This window comes from Mesorhizobium sp. CO1-1-11 (assembly GCF_020164995.1).
GTDB lineage: Bacteria > Pseudomonadota > Alphaproteobacteria > Rhizobiales > Rhizobiaceae > Mesorhizobium > Mesorhizobium australicum.
Map to the genome: position 1 here is coordinate 27,849 of NZ_JAIUHE010000012.1, position 19,325 is coordinate 47,173.

Below are 19,325 nucleotides of genomic sequence, written 5' to 3' on the forward strand. Positions count from 1 at the left end.
GTCTGGGAAGATAGTTTGTAAAGTTTCCTAACTAAATGATCGGACGCGGCAACCCGCTCTGTCCGGCATGCGCGGTGGATGTCTTGACCCAGAAAATCATTGCAGGCGTGGATATAGGCGGCACCAAGACGCGCATCATGGCATGCCTGGGCGAGCGCACGATCGCCGACGAGGTGCTGGTCACGGAGAGTTGGCGTATTCGGCAGATGGAAACCGATGCCACGAGGCTCGCCGACATCGTCGCCGGGTTGTGCGGTGGCGTGGCGCCCGTTGCGCTGGCAGTCGGCGCGCACGGCTGCGACACGGGTGAACAATGCCTGCGCTTCCAGGCGCTGCTGGCGAGCAGGACCGGCGGCGCGGTGCAGGTGGTCAATGACGCCGAACTGATGGTGCCCGCCGCCGGCCATAGCGATGGCATCGGCGTCGTCGCCGGCACAGGTTCCATCGCGGTGGCGCGCACGGCCCAAGGCAAGATGCTGGCGGCCGGCGGCTGGGGCTGGATCCTCGGCGATGAGGGCAGTGCGCCGGCTTTGGTCCGCGAAGCCGCCAAGGCGGTCCGCCACAGCCTCGACAGGGGCGAGGATGGCGACCCGCTGATTGCCGCACTGATGCACGAACTCGTTACTGACGACCAGACCAAGCTCGGCATCCTGCTCAACGAAACGCGCGGTGCCGCGGTCTGGGGGCGCTATGCCAATGCCGTGTTCGACGCGGCCATCGCAGGATCGGCTCTGGCCATCCGCGTTATCAGGGAAGGCGGGGCAGGACTTGCCGCGCTTGTCGAACTGTTGATCCAACGCGGCGCCAATCCTGCTCTGGTCGTGGCTGGCGGCGGTGTCATCTCGGAGCAGCCGATGCTGATGAAGGCATTCGTCGAGGCCATGGCCGAAGTGTCGCCGGCGAGCCAGATCGTGCTGCTGCGCGAGCCGCCGGTGCTCGGCGGCGTCGCCTTGGCCCGGCGGCTGCTCGTCGGCCAGGGCTATCCTCCCACATTGGAGCTGTTTGAATGATGAAGCGTATTGGCTATCGCCCGGCGGTGACGCGCCAGACGGAAAGTCTCGAGATCGGCAGGCGCTCAGTGGCCGCGGCACTCGATGGCCTCGATCTGCGAGCCTTTGCCGGCAAGACGATCGGGCTTGCCGGCATCGGCGCCAGCTACCAGGCGGCGCTGGCCGGCGCGCTTTATCTGCGCGCCTCAGGCATCAGGGCCTTCGCCTATACGCCGACAGAGCTCTATGGCCGCACGGATGCGGCCGCCGATGCCTTTATCGCATTGTCGGCCTCTGGGCAGAGCCGAGAAATTTTCGATGTCATGCGCGAGGCATCCGCGTCGCCACGCGTGGCAGTCTGCCGTGGCAGCCACAATCCGCTGGCTGATTTGACCGGCGCTGTTCTTGCCACGGAGTCGGGCGACGACAATGGCGCCAGCTCGACCGGCTACACCGGGACCTTGCTGGCGCTTGGCATGCTGATCGACAGCCTTGCCGGCAACAGCTTCGACTGGACGCGTTTGCCCGGCGCGGTCGCGACCGTCCTCTCCGGCTCGGAACATGCTGCCGGGCAGGCGGCGCGGCTGCTGCAGGGCAGAACATCCATCGACATCGTCGGCGCCGGTGTCAGCTTCGCCAATGCCGGCGAGGCGGCGATGCTGATCCGCGAGGCTGTTCGCTTGCCGGCATCCGGATGGGATACGCTTAACTATCTGCATGGACCAATGGAATCGCAGGATACGGCGACCGGATTGATCGCCATCGGCGATGGTCGTGAGGTGAAGATCGCGCAGGATGTCGCCGGCTTCGGCTGCCCATCGGTGCTGGTCACGCGGCGCATGGACGTCGTTTCGGCCGACAGGCTGGTGGTGATTTCCATCCCAGCCCTTGGCAATACCATCGCCGATGCCATTCTGGAGATCGTCGCCATCCAGCTTGTCGTCGGCGATATGCAGGACGCCGCCGGCCTGACCGACATTGTTTTCCGTTACCGGCAGACCGATACCAAGCTGAAGCCGTGGTCGCCGACGGAAGTCTGACATCCTTGTAAATTGCCAAACCGGTCACCAATGGGGCATTGAGGACGGGATGCGACTTTGAGTCGTGGCGGCGTTGTCGCTGCACCGACCGGAGACAGGATTTCAGGGCAAAGGTCGAACGGCTTAGATGACGGCTGCGGAAATCCCCAATCTGACCGACAGCGCCCGAGCCGTGCTGCGCGTGCTCGCCGCGCATGGGCCGGTCACGCGGCCGAAGCTCGGTGCCATGCTCGACCTGTCGAAGCCGACGATGTCGGCAGCCGTGTCGGAGCTGAGCGCGCTCGGTCTCGTCGCCTCACGCGGCCTGGAACGCGGCGCCATTGGCCGCACCGCGACCATCTACGGCATCGGCTCGGGAGCGGGCTACGCGATAGGCATCGATGTCGGCGCCGCCCAGGTGCGGGCGGTTGCCTATTCGATGGACACACAGAAGCTGGCATCTGCGGAAGAACCGATTCCGGAAGCCAACGTCGGCGATGCCGACGAGGTCGGCGCCATCGTCCTGTCGGTGGCGCATGCCACGATGGCCAAGGTCGGCAAGAGTTTTCGCGCGCTGCGGGCCATCGCCGTGGCGGTGCCGCGCATTGTATCCAATGATCGTTTCGACCGCCCTGGTGGGCCGTCCGCGGTGCTTGACCTGCTGCGCCGTAGCATCGAGGTGCCGATCATCCTGGAAAACAACGTAAACTGCGCGGCTATCGGCGAAATGCATTTTGGCGCCGCGCAGGGCCACCGGACCTTCGCCTTCCTGCAGGTGGGCGTACGGATCGGGCTCGGCTTCATCACCGAAGGACGCTTGTTTCGCGGCGCCGGCGGTGCGGCCGGCGAAATTGGCCGCATGCCGTTTCCGTGGTCAGCCAGCGAAACGCCTTATCGTGAGGGGCTCGAACATTATCTCGGCTCACGGGGGCTGATCGAGCGTTGCCGTGCCGACTGGCCCTCCGGAGAGGGGGCGCCGCCGGATTCGGCCAAGGGTCTGTTCGCGCGCGCGCTTGAAGGGTCACGGCCGGCCATAGTGGCCGTCGAGCGTCATGCCGCCGATATCGGCAGGCTGGCGGCCGGCTGCATCGGCATGCTTGATCCCGGATTGATCGTGCTTGGCGGCGGGGTCGGCCGAAACCCGCTGATGACGGAAAGTGTTGGAAGGGTGGCGGCGGAACTTGCATGGCCCACACGGATCGCCGTCAGTTCGCTTGAAGATGGCGGCACCGCGCTGGGGGCGGTGAAACTGGCCATGGACTACAGCCTCGGACTGATGCTGCGCGAAGGCCGGCATCCGGCTGTCGTGCTGCCGCCGCTGTCCGAGTTGCAGACGGAAGCAAGGAACACTTGATAAAAAGGAAAGGCAGGCCCGGGGCGCGCCTGCCTTCGATGCGGGATGACGCCGTGCCCTACGCGGCCGCAGCGGCTGCGCGTCGGGGCCCACAACGGCAGAAGCTCGATGCCTCGTGGAAAAAGAAGCAGAACTATGCAATCGCGATGAAATCTGACGAGCCCTGGAGTTGTCAGGCATGCGTTTAGGTGCCTGCGTGATGCCCGCAAGGTGAGACGCGCGCGGAGTTCGCAGCCTATGTGCGCGAGCACGTTGATCAGCTTGTCGGTCGAGCCTTCGCGCTCGACAGGCGGCTGCCGTTGAGTAGACTGCCGCCGATCGGCGCGCCCGAGGCGCCGCGTCGCGCCCTCAACAACTGCCAAAGCAGAGACGCGCCGAAAACCGCACGCGAATGCGCTCCTCCCGGCTCTTGCGGCATTTTCTCGTGCAGAAAACGGGGCGCCGCGCGGGTGTTGCTCAATGCGGTTCCACAGTGAACCCTGCCGTCTGTTCGAATGACGCCAGTCCACAGCCACAATGCTAGTGTTGTCGAAGCTTGGGCGGTTGTCAGTTAGGCTCGGTGGCGTGGCGCCTTGCGCCGCGAAACCGCCTCGCCGATGCTTTGCGTAAACAGATGCCGAGGCACCGCCATGAAACGAATCTATGAAACGCCTGTTCTGACCAGGCGTGAATGCTTGTCGGCTGTTGCGGCCGCGATCCCGCCGTCGGTTTTGATACTCACTCCGCCCGGCTAAGGAACCGCCTCGTTATGAAGAGGCCAGCTTGCGGCTGGCGGCGTTTTGACGCTTGGGCCGCGTTGGCGATGAGTTCCCTGAGCTTGACACCAAAAGCGGTAGTCCACATTTCGACCGGCGAAATTCGCCTCCAGTGCGCAACAGGCCGCGGAGATAGCCGCCTCCGGTCCGCAGAGTTCGATTGCTGCTCTGACGGCGCGCCCATCTCCCACCGTGCCATGCGGCCGACAGCGCGACCACCCTCGAATCTCGCGCTGCTGGCTCCGGTCGGCGGGCAAACTCGTGACTCGCCATTCTAGCTATGGCAGCCTACAGAGCCACTGATCCATACGGAGCAGCGGCCTTAGTCAGAGGTATAGCACTGACCGCCGAACGTCCGACATCCTCATCTTGGAGGACGAACCTCTGATCGGGCTTGAAGTCGAGGCTTTTCTGGTCGAAGCGGGCTTCAACGTCGCCATGGCTGCAAGTTGCGCTGAGGCAGAGAAGGTATTGGAGGAACTCCATCCGGACGCTGTCGTACTCGACGGGCGGGCACTGCCGCCTCTGCGCTTCCGTACCTGCCTGCCCGGCGGCTGCATTGTCGACCTGAGTCTTGATGGGACCTTGGCCACCCTGCCGCGACGGCACCAGCCTCAAGGTCAGGGGGGCCGCGGACGGAGGCAAGGAGACGGTGCTTGCCCTGGCGCTGAACGGCTTTCCCAGCGCGATCGACAGGATGGTCGCGCTGTTGAAGTAGACGTTCTATTCCCCGTATCGCTGCTCCAGCGCTTCGGCAATTTGTTCGCAAAGCAACTCCCCGCTGACAATGGTGACGTGGAGACGCATGCGTGCGCCCTGGGGATCGACCATCGTGACCACCGCGCCGCGGTCGGAGTATTCGAACGTGTCCAGAACCTTGTGAATGACGAAGTCAGCTACATTGGGCTCCGCGCCGGCGTGGTCTTCCACGGCCTTCCTCCATCCCGAAATCACTGGGCATCCCTTTGGTCGGAAGTCGTCTGCCAAGGAGGTCTCCTCCGACAGCTGCCCGATGCGGATGTATTAGCGTCGATAAGAATATCAACCGCTCCGCAGCTAATTTGCGTCATGTTTCTGGCGCGGGCGGCCTCTCGGCAGAAGCCAAGCCGGGAAACCCAAATCTTTGACGGGCTGCTTTATGGATAGGTCTGACAAGCGCCAGGTCGCGGTGATGTGCAAGCCTGCGGCGAATGGCTCGAAATCATCGAGTTACCGGATTTGCTAGCCCAGCACCGGCTCACGCCTTCCCACCATCAACATTTAATTGTGCAGCCGGTTGGAACCTGTTGTGACGTCGGGCGTTGATGTGCGTTTAGGGGGAATTCAGCCTTTCATGGAACAACGAGCTTTGCCCTCCAGCATTTCTGGCGCGAAATCCTTGGGCCGTGGAGAAGTGGAAGGGCACGGTGCGGTCCTGCTCCCCGCCAGCGAGACGGAAGATTTCTTCGAGAATGCAGCCGTTGCTCTCCACCTGGTGGCGCATGATGGCACTATCTTGCGCGCCAATCGAGCCGAACTGAACTTGCTCGGCTACGCCTCGGAGGAATACATCGGCCGCAACATCCGGGAATTTCACGCCGATCCTACCGCAATCGACGATATTTTGAACCGTCTCTCTCGGCATGAGCACCTTCAACATTATCGCGCGAGGCTGCGCGCCAGAGACGGCTCCATCCGTTGGGTGGAGATAACATCGAACGTGCGTTCGGATGACGGTCGGTTCCTCAACACGCGCTGCATCACCATCGACGTGACTGAAAAGGTCGAAGCAGAAGAGTTGTTGCGCGAACAGCAGCAGAGACTTGCCCTGACTTACCACAGCGCTGGTGTGGGAATAGTGGAAGCTGACGCTGAAGGTCGGCTGCTGCGTGTGAACGGACATTTATGCCGTCTTTTGGGCTATACGCAGGAGGAGCTTGTTGGTCGATCGATTTTCGATCGGACCTTCCCTTCCGACGTCGAGGCGGATCGCGCGAAATATTTCCAACAGGTTGCCGGCGAGATCGAAAGCTACACAATCGAGAAGCGGTTCGTCCGTAAGGACGGATCGCTTTTCTGGGCTGTCGTGACGTCTTCCAGCGTTTACGACGGCAACGGACGGTTTCGTTACGCAGTACGGGTGCAGCACGATATCAGCGAGCGAAAAGCGATTGAGGCGACACTCGCCCAAAGGGCCGAGGAGCAGGCTGCGCTGCATCGATTGACGGAAATGCTGCAGCACGCCCATACCCGGGAAGACGTCTACGAGGCTGCGCTCGGCGCCATCCAGCGCGGTCTAAGATGTCAGCGCGCTTCCATTCTGCTTTTGGAAGGCGGGATCATGAAGTTTGTCGCGTGGCGCGGCTTGTCGGACGCGTATCGAATCGCCGTGGAAGGCCATTCGCCCTGGTCCGCAGCAGACCACGACCCGCCGCCCATTTGCATCCGCGATGTGGAACAGGCAGAGCTCCCCAGCACCTTGAGACACGCAATCCGAACAGAAGGCATCGGCGCAGTTTGTTTCATTCCGATAACCGAAGGCGGGCGTCTGCTGGGCAAATTCATGGCCTACTTCGACGAGCCGCATGATTGCTCGGCAGAAGAGATTGAAGTCGCTCGGACAATCGCGCGCCAGCTCGGGTTCGGGATTGAGCGTGTGAGGACACAGGATGCGGCCCAGCGACTGGCGGCAATCGTGGAGTCGTCCCATGACGCCATCGTGAGCAAAGATCTCAGAGGCATCGTCTCGAGCTGGAACCGCGGTGCCGAGCGCTTATTCGGTTATACGGCCGCGGAGATGGTAGGCAAGCCCATCACCACTATCATTCCCGAGGATCGGCTGGATGAGGAGCCGCTGATATTGAGTCGCATCCGCAACGGCGAACTCGTGGATCATTTCGAAACGGTTCGCCGCCGCCAAGACGGAACGCTGGTGGATATCTCTCTTACAATATCGCCGGTGCGGGATGCGTCAGGCCGTACCGTCGGAGCTTCCAAAATCGCCCGAGACATAACTGAAAGAAAGGTAGCGGAAACGAAGATACGAGACAGCGAGCGCCACCTTCAAGACCTGCTCGCCGCCATTCCTGCCGCGATCTACACCACTGATCGCGACGGGAAGATCACCTACTTCAATGAAGCGGCGGTGCAACTCGCCGGCCGAACGCCCGTGATTGGCACCGACGAATGGTGTGTGACATGGAAGCTTTACTGGCCGGATGGGACGCCGCTTCCCCACGATCAATGTCCGATGGCTGTCTCACTACGTGAGGGGCGGCCCATCCGGGGATATGAAGCGGTGGCCGAGCGGCCGGATGGTACCCGGGTTCCCTTCATCCCATATCCGACCCCTATGCGCGATGCGGCTGGAAACATCACCGGCGCCATAAACATGCTGGTCGATGTGAGCGAGCGTAAGCAGGCCGAAAGCCAGCAACGGATCTTGCTCGACGAGCTCAATCATCGCGTCAAGAACAACATGATGATGCTGAAGTCCCTGCTTTCGGTGGCCGCGAGGACGAGCAAGAGTTCGGAGGCTCGGATCGTTCTGGATGAGGCCAGCAAGCGCGTGGCCGCCATGGCTGCCGCTCAGCGGGTCCTCTATGACACGCCCGATGCCATCAACTTCGGTGCTGAACCTTTCCTGGGAGCTGTTTGCGAGACGGCAAAACAGATGTTCCCTCCAGCCGTTCAATTGGTCTGCCAGGCAGATCCGATCCAACTGCCAAACGACATTGCGATGCCGCTGGCGCTCATTATCAACGAGCTTTTGATCAATGCCGTGAAGTATGGCTTGCCCGGAAATGGGCATGGAACCATTCGCGTTTCCATCAGGCAAAACGGCCGACGCATTGGCCTGGTGGTCGAGGATGAGGGCCCGGGCTTCGAATTGGATTCTGTGCGCTCCTCTTCGTCAGGCCTGCGACTGGTCGAAGGCTTGGTGCGACAGATCGGCGGGACTTTCGAAGTCAGCCGGCACCCGTCCAGATGCACCGTGACCTTTCGTCAGATGCCCCAGGAGAATGGCCTTGCCAGCTAAAGCAGCAATACATGAGTTGATCCACGCGGCGGACGTCAATCGATCCTTCAAGCCGCGGGTGGTGTTCTCCCGGGATGATATGAGCGGCGGACAGGCCGAAACCACTCGGAGCCAAGTGATCTTGGTCGTCGAAGACGATTATCTGATCGCGCTGGACATAGAGGCCGGACTGCTGGCCGAAGGCTTCTCGCTGGCAGGCCTCGCCACCAACGCCGATGAGGCGATAAGCATGGCGCTCTCGACCAAGCCGGTGCTTGCCCTCATGGATATCCGCTTGCTAGGCAAGCGGGACGGCATCGAGGCCGCTCTGGAATTGTACCGCGACCATGGCATACGATGCATCTTTACGACGGCGCATGGTGATCGCGACGTGAAGCTTCGAGCTGAAGCGGCCAGACCGCTGGGATGGGTGCAGAAGCCTTATTCGATAGCGACGCTAGTCGCAGCCATTCGAAATGCTTTTCAGGAGCTCGAGAAGGAGAGCTGAACGCGGGGGGAGGTCATTAACAGTTGGACGCGCCGAGCGCGCCACGTCAGTGCTTGGTCCCTGCAATATCCGCCCCTCGGCAGCACGGCTGAGGTCACTGTGCCGAAACAATTCGCCTGCTGTGCGGACCTCCGGATCCTTAGAATGCTCCATTCAAAGTTTCGGAGGCGGAGGTTGGGGCTTGGTGGCAGCCTCTCCAGGCTCGCCGCTGGTTGAGGTCCGGGCCTCAACACCCCGCGTTTCTGCCGAGGGGCGCGGCCGACCTTTTTTAGGGCCAAAGATGCCACGCAGGTAGACAGGCTCAGGCACGTACGAACCGACCGCCAATCTCGCGGGGTCATCGACGCGGAGCGCAGAGCCGGTGAAGCGAAGACAGCTCGTCTAAGCGCCCATCGGCTGGCGCAGCGTTCCGTCCTGCATGCAAATGTCGAGCGGAAGACATGTATCGTGGGCAGGCTGGCGGCCTGTCATGCAACGTCAGGGACAGAACTCTCGCGTGGCTGGGCATGTAATTTACGGAATGGGCGCTGCTCTTCCTCGCCGTAAGCACCGTTTGACACAATGACCAATCCGGCGCGATCGAGGATCTCAACCGCACCACGTTTGGCGCTGATGAGGCCTCGATATTCCAGCATTTGCATTGCCGTGGTCACGCCGGGGCGCCTGGTTCCAAGCATCATAGCCAAGAATTCATGGGTCAGTTCGATCCTATTGGAATCCACGCGGTCATGAGCCATCAGCAGCCAACGCGCCAATCGCTCTTCGATGTTCGAGCGGCTGTTTACGAGCGATGTGCGTGACGACTGAATCATGAAAGCGTGAGCATATCTCAACACGGTATCGCGGAGGCTCGAACTTTCGGCCAGTGCCGTGCGGAGCATTGTTGCTGACAGGCACGATCCGTTGCTGGCGATTTGGATAAAAGTTTGGTCTGGCGACCTGTCTTGGCCGAGCGCCAGTGCAAGACCAGTCATGCCCTCGCGTCCGATGACGCCGACTTCGCTTTGATGTCCGCCGGCCAGCGTGGCGACGACGGAAGCAACACCCGCCTCTGGAAAATAGACAAGTTTGATGGGCTCATTGGCCACCACCAACGGCGTCTTGATGCCGAGAACGACAGGGTGCAATGAAGGCCGCACCAGCGCGAAGTCCGCGGGCGTTAGTGCCTTCAAGATATGATTGCGAAAAGTGGATTGCGGCATAGCTCTCTTCCCATTTCGGGCAAGAGCATGGTTCTCTCTCACGGTCGGACGCATCCGGCGAAAACGGCGGCCGATAGGCCACCGTATACCCCCTGTGCTGCGAATGCAAAAACGAGGATCGACGCAAAAACTGCTGATCTCACGACGGGCGATTGACAAATCTCGCTGCCGCAACGCATTTTGGGTTCGAGGTAAGCGAGGAGCACCACCATGAAGAAAACCTATGACAAGCCTGCTCTGACCAAGCGTGAACGTTTGTCCGCTATTACGGCCCTGACTGCTTCGTCGATTACCGTTACAGGCCCGGTCGACTAACTGAAACATCTGCCTTTCACCACCCGCCCGCTGGCTCAGGCCGGCGGGCTTTTTTGCTTGCGGCGGGAACCAATTCTATCTGGCCAGGTTCACTCCCCGGCGTCCCTCGACACCCCCCGGACAGGAGCGCCGGAAAGTTGCTCGACAGCTTTCAAACAAAGCCCGCCACCGTCCCCTCAGTGGCGGGCTCTGGTGTGTTTAGCGCGGCGAGGTGGGCTTGAGTACGTGAGACAGCGTCTCGCTGAAATCAAAGCTGATCCTTCACTTCGGAGGCGTTCCCGCGTCAGGCGACGGCTTAGGCTAAAACAGATGTCCCTTGCTTCGGAGCTGTTTGCACCCTTAGGTTTCCGCAAACGGCTGCTGATCGTCATCTACCTCGTTGAGGGGGAGCGATCCGTTTCCGACCTGGTGGCACTGATTGGTGGGTCACGGACCGCCCTTTCACAGCATTTGAGCGGTATGGCCAAGCTGGGTATCGTCCAAGCCCGCAACCAAGGTAGCCAGCGCTGCTATTCCTGTGTTTCGAACGAGGCGAAGATGCTTGTGCGCGCTCTCAGCGACATCGCTGACAGAGACAAACTTCCGATGGGAAGACGGTCGGCAAAGAGATCATCTTCGTGGCGCCAGGGATAGTGCGATGACCAAAGCCTGTTAGCTCCGGCCGGCGAGCTTTTTGTGCGCGGGAACATTGTCCGGTAGCGGAGGTTAAGTGGTCGATTCCTTACAGGATGCATCCACTCCATAAAGAAGCCCGTCGCGGGAGGCCACGCGGCGGCTTTCCGTTTCATAGCGGCCACAGTTTCCATTGGCACCGAAATTGCAGCGTCTATCTCAGCTTGGTTCACCAACGCCCAGGCAGTCCCTTTTACTCATCCCCAGGGACGCCCGCCGCTGCCGTGAATGGGGCGGCGGGCAATTTGGGCAAAACACGTCGAAGTGCTATTGTGATCCACAACTGGACGGAGGCGTCGCATGCGAATCCTCGTGGTTGCAATCGTGGAGCTTGTCTTTATGGCGGGCGGCTTCTGGCTGGCGGCGGACTGGGTAGTTAGCCGTCCTGCGCTGATCATCATTCCCGGTTGACAAGCGCCGACTGAGCCGCTTTACGCTGCCCAGCCATGGAAAAGGTCGATCCTCCCGAACCGATACCGGACAGCATTCTTTTGGCCGCTGCAAGGTTGCAGGCGGCTCTTCAAAGACGGTCCGGCGCCGGTAGCAAGGGGAGTGAAGTCGGCCGACGCAGTGCCTGAGAGCTACCCGTCGGCCAGGCGACCTACAGGTCCGCCGCGCGCTGACAAGACAGAATGATGGTCACGCCGTCAACTAATTGCTGGGACTTCAGTCGGACTCGCTGCAGCCAAGATTCGGGGTATTATCCCGTCTTCTTCTGTTTGTCAGCGAGGGGTCCCGATGGGCAGTTTGAAGCGCATACTTCCGCCTGGATTCACCACTCAAGAGCTTATACGAGCTGTACGTCCCGACTGTCGCCAAGGGGATGTGATCTCTATCGGGGAAACCATCCAGGAGCTTCGCGCACGCGCGCCTGGTTGCGCCGATACCGACGAGGCCCTTACGGCTGCTATCGTGAAATTCGCAACTGGTAGGGCCATGGCGGTCAGCTTCGATGGGCGAGAGCGTCCAACGTCGCATTGACACTGACCAAGAACCCCCATCCGCCGCCAATGTGTCGTTCTAATACGCATGTCCTGGCACCAGCCTTGCACGGCCATTTCATCTTGGGAGAAGATGAAAATGGCTCTATCCAATCAGCTGCTCGACAAAAACCTGACCTTTCAATGTCCGAGCTGCAAAACCCCACTGGTCAGGAAAGGCTCGTGGGTCAAGTCCGTAACGACGTTCACCTGCAAGCGATGCGGCGAAAGGGTACGGCTCTCGTACAGCGAGAAGCTTGAAATTTTCAGGTTGGGTGCCGCTGCGCTCGACACTGGAACCTGACGTCGCGTTGTCTTCTTTGTTCGTCCGTTTGAATGACCCGGGTCAATGGCCACGATGCTAATTTCAGATAAGCTGGCTACGGTTTTGCCAGTTAGGCTCGGTGGTTTTGCCCTGCGAGATCAAACCACCGAGCCGCCGCGTGGTCAGATGGGCCTTTCCATGCGGGCTGCAACATACCATGCAAAGGTCTAGAGCTAATTAGCTATAACTAATTGAATCGCGGTTGGGTAACAATCGCGGACGTGAGGGTCGGAGTATCGAGTTGAGATTATGGCCGGCGGGTCGTTGTGTCTTCGCAGGTGGTCATGGCCCAGGTGCCATTCAAAGCGGCAGAAGCACACCTCGGCCAGCCGGTCACATTGAGGCATCAGGAAGAAAACTGGCTGCGTGTCACCGAAATAAGAGGCGGGAAGCGAACCTTCGCTTATGTTCCGTCGGGTGAGGGCGGCATGAGCACTCGCCGCGTCAAACTTCTCGACAAGGCGGCTGAGCAGCCAGTCCAAACGTGATCTCGGTCTCGGAGGCTATTCAGAAGCTTTTCGCCGACGCCAAGGCGATCGGGATCAGCAGTACCGAGTTCGAGGATGGCTGAAATGGGCGGTCCGGACGGTCCGCTATCGGAGGTCGAGGATCAAATAGCGGCCGTTGAAGGGCTCCGATTCAGCGACGGCTTTCGACCTCATTTGCGTCGGCTGAGACGCGGGAGGCGCATTGTCGTGGGAAAGCGGAAGGCGGCATAGGACGGCGTCGCCACGCCGATCAGCCATTTGCCGTCGCACTGAGAGCGAGGCTCTCTTGCCTGAACCATCCCGGTTGGCGGCAACCTCGCGTTCGAGCGCGAGCAGCGCCTGCTCGACCTCATCGAGACGCGACGGCCGACTGTTTTCAGGCATGCACTCATTGGTCGCCTGGTCGATCAGGTACTCCGTCAAGACCCAGTTCATCAGGATCGAGCGCTTCGCCTCCAGCGGCAGCGTCAGATCGCGGACCAGGTCCATAGGCGATGTCCAGCCATCCGATCCGGAGGGATCGTTGCGATTGGCGGCACTGTCGAGGGCGCGCCCGTAGCTCTCCTGAAGGACGGCAAGTCCGAGCCGCTCAAGCACAGCATCTGAGGAAGCGCGCGTAGAACTCCCGGCCTGTGCAGGCATCTCATCGAGCCGCAGGCAACGGCCCTTGCCGACCAGCGCGGTCGGCGTCTGGACGACATAGGTCAGGCCCTGCCGCTCGGCGTAGCGGATGGCCGATTCCAATGTCGGAAAGCCAAGCTCGACCTGGGCCAGCGTGTCGTCGCCGCTCGTATAGCCCATCAGCGGCTCGATGAACGGCGCTGTGCGTCGCTCGAAAACGAGGCGCCAGCCCTTCGAGCGTGCCTTGCCGAACGTGGTCACCGCGCGCGACGGCTTGTAGATGCGCGCGACCGCATCGTCTGTGAAGAGCGAGCGCCCCATCGAAAGGGGCTTGTGCAGGTTGTCGTTCGACGGCCACCCCTGCGGGTCTGGCATTCTGGTTGATCTGTCGACCTGTCTCGTCATCTCCATTGTTCATCCCTCCCTGTCTGGCGAAGGATGCTGCCGGCGGCGGCAGCTGGCCCGCCGCCGGCGCCTGCCATGCGTTAGCTCTTGATGGCGATGCGCTTGACCTGCGACTGCGCCCTCTCGCTCTTGGGCAAGGTCACGGTCAGCACACCATTGCTGAAGCGCGCGTCGACCTTGTCGTCCTTGACCTCGTAGCCGAGTGGGATGCGCCGCTCGAAGTGGCCATAGAAACGCTCGGAGAACTGCCGGTCCTTGTCCTCCGTCTCGGAGTGTTTTTCACCCTTCAACGTCAGCACACCGTCGTCGAGCAGAACTTCGATGTCCTTCTCTTCGAGGCCAGGTATCTCGGCTGTCACCTTGATCTCCTTCTCACTGTCGGAAATCTCGACGCTCGGCCAACCGCCGCTGAAGGCGGAAGGAGTGTTGAAAGAGGGATGTTTCGAGCCGAAGCCGCGAAAGACGTCGTCGAACAGCCGGTTCACCTCGCGATGCAGGGACAGGAATGGGTCGCGCTCGCTATCGCGGAACACAGTTGGAACCTGGTTGCCGTTGCCGCGGTTCCAGGGGATCAGATCACGGACATTCATTGTTCTTCTCCTTCTGTTTGTTCGTTTGTTCCCGCCAGCGCCGGGGATTGCCTGACGCCGTGCCCAATTGGCGCTGTGGGAGCGGCTTCAGGCGGCCTGCTTATCGGCCTCGATCTGCTTCGTCTCGACCTTGGGCAGCGCCTCGCCGGCCGCAATCTCGATCTTGCGGGGCTTCATTTCCTCGGGAGTCTCGCGCTTGAGATCGATCGCCAGCAGGCCATTGACTAGGCTTGCGCCTATGACCTTCACATGGTCGGCCAACTCGAAGCGGCGCTGGAAAGGACGCTCGGTCATACCGCGATGCAGATACTGGCCGGTGTCCTCGCCAGCCTTTTGACCGGACACCATGAGCATGTTCTGCTCCTGGGTGATGGTCAGATCGTCCTGCGAAAAACCGGCCACCGCCATGGTGATGCGGTAGTCGTGCTCGCCAGTCTTGACGGTGTCATAGGGAGGCCAGTTGTCGATAGTTTCGACGCGGCTTGCAGCCTCCAGCGCGTTCAGCATTCGGTCGAAGCCGATGCTCGACCGGAATAGGGGAGAAAAGTCGAGAGTGGTTCTCATAGCCACATCCTCCTTTGAGCAATATGGATACAAGGTCTTCTGCCACCGGATGCTCTCCGGCCGGCATACCGGCCCCGATGGCGCCGGCGGTCATGATTTAGTTCACTGGATTGGCTGTTCAAGAGGCCGGCGTCTTACTATGCCTTTAACCGGAACTCGACTGGGTGCTGATGTCTTGGCACGTCTTCACCAGCCAGACTTCAGCGACTGACATAAAGATCGGACCTGCCCCTCGGCGACGCCCGATTGAGATCAGCACTCTGCGATGAGCAGACCAGGGCTCGCCCGCTGCCGTACTCAAGCAGCAGGCCCAGCGCATCGCGTCCCACCTGCTCAAGCTATTTTTGAACGGCCTGATAACCTAGGAGCAACTTCTGGACGCCGAGAGGAACCGGGCCGGACGGCTAGAGCATCCGCTTCCGCCCCAGAACGTTGTGGCCGACAGCCAGCTGCACGTCGGCTAGGAAGTTTGCCCAGCTCCCCGGCCGGGTGCCGCCTGCCTTTTCACAGACGGAAGGGAAGCAATTGAGGAAGCGTGTGTGAAGGCTGGAGCAGGCGCTGAAGCCAGCCAGTTCACAGCCGCTGTCGTGAACGAGACAACTGAGATTGGTGATGTCGGAGCTCAAGTTCCGCACCCCGTCGAGCGAGAGCCAGGTAGCGCCAAACTCACGGTCTGGATGGACGTCCGCCCGGCCTTCACATTGTTGGCCATTTGGAAGGCGGCGCGGTGGTGCCGCGGTGCCCGGCAAGACCGGCCGTAAGCACAGAGGCTCTCCCTGTGCTATTTGCTTACGATCAAGTCCACCAACCGAGGATCTACGATCGGGGAGCCGGTATATACCCGGACAAGTTCCTCAGCGTATTTTCGCCACTTGCTCTCCGGGATGCCTTCTTCCAAGACCGATTTTTGGAAGGTCGTCCTCAGAATATCCGCATCGAGTGCTGACAGTCCGTGTTTCGCCATGTTTCCTTCGTGCCCCCCGGCCCGGCTGCATCTCGAATGTAAGCCCGTAGGGGACCTGTTTCCCGAAGCTTCAAGCCGCGCGGTCAAGCGGCCTTCCTTTTGATGGACCGCAACCTCCAGGAGAAGGTGTCGGTCACCGAGATGGCGGCCAGATTGAATTGCTCCGGGCGCCAGCTGGAGCGTCTCTTCGGCATAGAGTTGGGCGCAAGCCCCATGGCCGCCTATCTAGCTCTGCGTGTGCACGATGCGAAATCGCTTCTCGACGCCAGCGATCTGCAGATCGGTGAAATCGCGTTCCGATGCGCCATCTAACGTGAGCGGTCCGGCATAAACCCCGCGGAACGCCGGACCGCTAAGGAAGTGCTCGCGCGTTCGCACTTCCTCGATCGAAAAGGCTTAGAGCTGCAACGCCGCAGTAACCGTATTCATTGGCGCCCAACCGATGCGCTGAATTTTGCAAGGCCTCACGTCGACCGCAAGTTTGTGTCCTGCGAAAATCAGGCCGATACCGCTCGCAAATTCCAGTTTTCAGTCACCTACTGCCAAGCTTCCAAAGCCCTCAATGCCGTGCTCCTGAGCCATCCGTTCGTCCCTGCTACGGCCGATCAGCAGCTTAACCTCTGACCTTGGGGGCGACATTCCTGCGGCTAGCCACTTCGATTTCCTTTGCTTCCTTCTCTAGGCGATCCGGCGTGGCAGAACCCATCAGCGCATATGCCGTGCCACCTGACTGCCAGTACACGGTGGGCACTCGACCATCAGTGGCCGGAGTTGGGGGGACGGCGTCTTCCCCGTTCATGGGAACTGCCACCAGCGTAATGCGGCCGACGCTTGGGGTATCCGCCGTCACAACCAGGCTCTGCTTCCCGTTCCAGGGTTGAACCTGAACGTCCTTCACCTGCCAAACAGTCGGAAGAGCGGGCATGCTTATGTTTACCGCTCCGATCAGCCGTTCGATCTTATCCTGCTTCGGCTCGCTGCCCTTCTCAGGGCCGGCATTGAGCTGGGCGACCCGTAAGGCGTCCCGCGCGGCGAGAATGAAAGTTTCATCCGCCTTTTGACCGCCTTGGCGAAGCGGCTCGGTCAACGAATTGGCTGACCAGCCCAAGAAGACCAGCGCCGCCGCAGCCAGCTGCAATTTGAACACGGCAAATACTTTCCTTCGTCGGAAGGCGTTCTCCAACTCCTGGGCCCTGTCCAGGCTTGATCGAGGGGGAAACAGGCGCTGGGGCTGTAGATTGCGCAACGCTTCCATGCGCTGTGCTTGTGCGAATACCTCCGCCGCTGCTTCGGGCTCGCGGGCAAGACGCGCCTGGAGTTCAGACCTCCGGGACGGCAACAGCTCGCCGTCAAGAAACCGGTTTATCTCCTCTTCGGAAATTCGGTCACTTGGCCACATCACGGCCTCCCACTATCTTCAATTGAGCACGTGCGGCGTCGTTCGTCTTTTCCATATTGAGTTTCAGGGCAATCCGGCCGCGGCTCAGACGAGACATCACTGTTCCCACGGGAACCCCAAGCACCGCGGCAGCATCCGAATAGGTGAAGCCTAAGACGGCGACCAAATGAAGCACTTCGGCTTGGTCAGACGGTACTCCCTCTAGCGCCCGTTGAACGTTGGAGAGCTCCGCGCAGTGTTCTTGTGATGGCATCAGCAACGGGTCGCATTGTTGGGCATAAGCGGCCAAGCGACGGCGCTCAGCATCAGCTCGGACAGCGCTGGTGAAAAATGTGTTCCGCACGATCGTGATCAACCACGGCATAAGCGGGCGCGACGCGTCGTAGGTGCGCGACAACCCGAGTGCCCGAACAAGCGCCTCCTGCACCAGGTCATCCGCGTCGGTGTCATTTTTTGTGAGCACCCTGCTGTAGCGCCACAGGTCCTCCAAGTGTGGAGTGACGTCGAAGTTCACCTTCATGGCCCTATATACTGACTGGGAGCCGAAACTATTCCAACCCACTCGACTACAATTTGCTTGGCTGCCGGTCTGATCCTGCCGATGGGATCAAATCGTCGCCTGGGACTGGATCCATCAACCGTGTTTCCAGCCACTCGCTCTCTCAATGAGATAATCGCGACTGACATTCATCTGGCTCGCCAGAGTTGCCAGCCCATCTACAGTTTTTGGCGCCAGTGGCACACCTAGCGGATTCCGCAACATAAAGGCTGCGCAAGGTCCGAGCGCTGCAATCCGCTACTTCGTGGCCGGCCGTGTCATTCCTGGCGCCAGACAGTGGATGATCCTTTCGACGAGGGAGGCCCAGCAGTGAAAGGACAACCAAGGAGGGCCTGCTGGGCCTGACAGGCGAGGGGCGACTAGCTTGCCTGTCTTGGAATATACCGGACAGCACCGGAAACTATTCCAAGGCCGCCGGATTTTTGCCCGCCCATGCCGAGACGGATCACAGCTGTATCTCCTTCTCGGGGGACGAAGAGATCGGCGCGGGCGTTAAAGAGATTAACGCCCCGACACCTTCAAGCGTCGTGCTTGGCATCGGGAGTGAATGGGTGCCGCCAAGCTGGATGATCACCAGCTCAGGCCGCTCTATCAGAGGCTGCGGGCAAACCAAGGCCGATGTCTGCAAGAGGCAAGCGAGAATGACCGGAACTAACAATCGGATCGGACGGACCGGTGCGAAAACCTCTTGCTGCCAGCAAAAGCAGGACAACTGCGAGCGCGACCAACGTGATCACGATAGCAGTTTTGAAAATCTCTCTCATGCCTTCCCGTTCAAGATGGTGAGAGTGAGCCTGCTGACATGCGCGGTGGCTCGCAGTCGATGTCGAGGCCATGAAGGCCTCTCACCAACCCGGTCTTTGACGAGGTCAGCAGCACAAGCAGGGCCATTGGAATTTCTATTTGCACGCGCTACTCGCCTGCAATGCGGCGCTCAATCCCATCAGGGAATATGCGTACTGGGTTTGGGTGCCCCTCCAAGACGTGGCGAAAAGCTTCATGTTGCTCCCGGCCCGCATGGCACTGACCATTGACCGATCCTCATTGGCGTTCTGAAGCCAGGCATTGTTGTCCTGCGTGAACATCGAGAAGCGCTGGTCTGCGATCACCACATGGATGTCTGACCCTGGCTTGAGCCGATACCCCATGATTGCGTCGGGCTGTTCCTCGACCGGTGTGCGCGAGACCGTTATGAAATTTTCGCCATGATCGATACCGGCCGGCAGTTTGGAAACGGGGACACTCAAGACATAGCACCTTGTCTTGTCAGCGCGATAAGAATAGACGCCCCAAGCGCCGTGCTGCGAGAGGAGTCTTGGGGCAGCCTGCACCCAAGTGATGGAAACTAATAAACATGCGACGCCCGCTCCAACTGATTTGATGCCCATTATTCCTTCCAGCTTAGCAGCGCCATAGAGTCCCCGAAGGGTTTTCGCCTGGCAAAATCGGCTTTCGGCTCCACTTGGTGATTGGAGGCTCGTGACCCCGTCAGCTTGCCATCACCACGATTCACAAAATGGTGAGTGGAAGGCTCCGGCCCGGAACAGGCAGCACGTTGTCCACAAGATAGGGGGTCGCTCAACAATCCGTCCTCTGGAATGCTTGCCTGTGATCGTCTG

Annotated in this window: 18 protein-coding genes and 1 pseudogene; 11 read left to right on the forward strand and 8 right to left on the reverse strand. The window is 60.4% G+C overall.

Annotated elements, in window-relative coordinates; genetic code table 11:
• Positions 1 to 74: 74 nt before the first annotated feature.
• The 4 genes from LB554_RS15600 to LB554_RS15615 all read left to right on the forward strand — a co-directional run bounded on the left by LB554_RS15600 (position 75) and on the right by LB554_RS15615 (position 4,835).
• Entirely contained in the window at positions 75 to 1,010 is a 936-nt protein-coding gene (locus LB554_RS15600) for a BadF/BadG/BcrA/BcrD ATPase family protein (RefSeq protein WP_224585435.1), read from the forward strand.
• Positions 1,007 to 2,029, forward strand: a complete 1,023-nt coding sequence (locus tag LB554_RS15605; RefSeq protein ID WP_224585437.1) for an SIS domain-containing protein — start codon at positions 1,007 to 1,009, stop codon at positions 2,027 to 2,029. The genes LB554_RS15600 and LB554_RS15605 overlap by 4 nt, the downstream gene beginning before the upstream one ends.
• A gap of 127 nt (positions 2,030 to 2,156) precedes the next feature.
• Complete coding sequence (locus tag LB554_RS15610) at positions 2,157 to 3,362, forward strand: ROK family transcriptional regulator (RefSeq protein ID WP_224585439.1); 1,206 nt, start codon at positions 2,157 to 2,159, stop codon at positions 3,360 to 3,362.
• 1,332 nt (positions 3,363 to 4,694) lie between these two features.
• Complete coding sequence (locus LB554_RS15615) at positions 4,695 to 4,835, forward strand: hypothetical protein (RefSeq protein WP_224585440.1); 141 nt, start codon at positions 4,695 to 4,697, stop codon at positions 4,833 to 4,835.
• Between the two features lie 5 nt (positions 4,836 to 4,840).
• Here the strand turns inward: LB554_RS15615 and LB554_RS15620 are convergent, their stop codons facing one another.
• Entirely contained in the window at positions 4,841 to 5,047 is a 207-nt protein-coding gene (locus tag LB554_RS15620) for a hypothetical protein (protein WP_181763205.1), read from the reverse strand.
• A 346-nt stretch (positions 5,048 to 5,393) separates the two neighbouring features.
• Here LB554_RS15620 and LB554_RS15625 point away from each other — a divergent pair, with 346 nt between their 5' ends.
• Both LB554_RS15625 and LB554_RS15630 read left to right on the forward strand, forming a co-directional pair.
• Positions 5,394 to 8,135: a PAS domain S-box protein gene (locus tag LB554_RS15625; protein ID WP_224585443.1), complete on the forward strand. Its 2,742-nt coding sequence runs from the start codon at positions 5,394 to 5,396 to the stop codon at positions 8,133 to 8,135.
• Complete coding sequence (locus LB554_RS15630; protein WP_224585446.1) at positions 8,125 to 8,622, forward strand: response regulator; 498 nt, start codon at positions 8,125 to 8,127, stop codon at positions 8,620 to 8,622. The genes LB554_RS15625 and LB554_RS15630 overlap by 11 nt, the downstream gene beginning before the upstream one ends.
• Before the next feature lie 467 nt (positions 8,623 to 9,089).
• On the opposite strand, the gene LB554_RS15635 is transcribed toward LB554_RS15630, so the two are convergent.
• Positions 9,090 to 9,824 carry a Crp/Fnr family transcriptional regulator gene (locus LB554_RS15635; RefSeq protein ID WP_224585448.1) on the reverse strand — a complete coding sequence of 245 codons (735 nt, stop codon included), beginning with the start codon at positions 9,822 to 9,824 and terminating at the stop codon, positions 9,090 to 9,092.
• A 210-nt stretch (positions 9,825 to 10,034) separates the two neighbouring features.
• Here LB554_RS15635 and LB554_RS15640 point away from each other — a divergent pair, with 210 nt between their 5' ends.
• The 3 genes from LB554_RS15640 to LB554_RS15650 all read left to right on the forward strand — a co-directional run bounded on the left by LB554_RS15640 (position 10,035) and on the right by LB554_RS15650 (position 12,604).
• Positions 10,035 to 10,139 (forward strand): putative RiPP precursor, encoded by a 105-nt coding sequence (locus LB554_RS15640; protein ID WP_224585450.1) that lies wholly within the window; start codon positions 10,035 to 10,037, stop codon positions 10,137 to 10,139.
• 309 nt (positions 10,140 to 10,448) lie between these two features.
• The gene (locus LB554_RS15645) at positions 10,449 to 10,772 is read left to right on the forward strand and encodes an ArsR/SmtB family transcription factor (RefSeq protein WP_224585452.1); all 324 of its coding nucleotides are present in this window, start codon (positions 10,449 to 10,451) and stop codon (positions 10,770 to 10,772) included.
• Positions 10,773 to 12,400: 1,628 nt separating this feature from the next.
• Positions 12,401 to 12,604 (forward strand): hypothetical protein, encoded by a 204-nt coding sequence (locus LB554_RS15650; protein WP_140792069.1) that lies wholly within the window; start codon positions 12,401 to 12,403, stop codon positions 12,602 to 12,604.
• A 312-nt stretch (positions 12,605 to 12,916) separates the two neighbouring features.
• Here the strand turns inward: LB554_RS15650 and LB554_RS15655 are convergent.
• From LB554_RS15655 to LB554_RS15665, 3 genes and pseudogenes are all read right to left on the reverse strand, one after another.
• Positions 12,917 to 13,636 (reverse strand): annotated as a pseudogene (locus LB554_RS15655) (NADH dehydrogenase ubiquinone Fe-S protein 4); the annotation flags it as partial.
• A 74-nt stretch (positions 13,637 to 13,710) separates the two neighbouring features.
• Positions 13,711 to 14,220, reverse strand: coding sequence for an Hsp20/alpha crystallin family protein (locus LB554_RS15660; protein WP_141907422.1), 510 nt, complete (start codon positions 14,218 to 14,220; stop codon positions 13,711 to 13,713).
• 87 nt (positions 14,221 to 14,307) lie between these two features.
• Complete coding sequence (locus LB554_RS15665; protein ID WP_141907421.1) at positions 14,308 to 14,784, reverse strand: Hsp20 family protein; 477 nt, start codon at positions 14,782 to 14,784, stop codon at positions 14,308 to 14,310.
• 1,066 nt (positions 14,785 to 15,850) lie between these two features.
• On the opposite strand from LB554_RS15665, the gene LB554_RS15670 reads away from it, so the two are divergent.
• On the forward strand, positions 15,851 to 16,060 hold the full coding sequence (locus LB554_RS15670) for a helix-turn-helix domain-containing protein (protein ID WP_224528394.1): 210 nt from the start codon (positions 15,851 to 15,853) through the stop codon (positions 16,058 to 16,060).
• Positions 16,061 to 16,108: 48 nt separating this feature from the next.
• Positions 16,109 to 16,372 carry a hypothetical protein gene (locus LB554_RS15675; RefSeq protein ID WP_224585454.1) on the forward strand — a complete coding sequence of 88 codons (264 nt, stop codon included), beginning with the start codon at positions 16,109 to 16,111 and terminating at the stop codon, positions 16,370 to 16,372.
• Here the strand turns inward: LB554_RS15675 and LB554_RS15680 are convergent.
• From LB554_RS15680 to LB554_RS15690, 3 genes are all read right to left on the reverse strand, one after another.
• Complete coding sequence (locus LB554_RS15680) at positions 16,362 to 17,147, reverse strand: anti-sigma factor family protein (RefSeq protein ID WP_224585456.1); 786 nt, start codon at positions 17,145 to 17,147, stop codon at positions 16,362 to 16,364. The two genes, LB554_RS15675 and LB554_RS15680, sit on opposite strands and share 11 nt — an antisense overlap.
• Entirely contained in the window at positions 17,134 to 17,667 is a 534-nt protein-coding gene (locus tag LB554_RS15685) for a sigma-70 family RNA polymerase sigma factor (protein ID WP_140792079.1), read from the reverse strand. The genes LB554_RS15680 and LB554_RS15685 overlap by 14 nt, the downstream gene beginning before the upstream one ends.
• 938 nt (positions 17,668 to 18,605) lie before the next feature.
• Positions 18,606 to 19,094: a hypothetical protein gene (locus LB554_RS15690; protein ID WP_224528389.1), complete on the reverse strand. Its 489-nt coding sequence runs from the start codon at positions 19,092 to 19,094 to the stop codon at positions 18,606 to 18,608.
• Positions 19,095 to 19,325 lie beyond the last annotated feature (231 nt).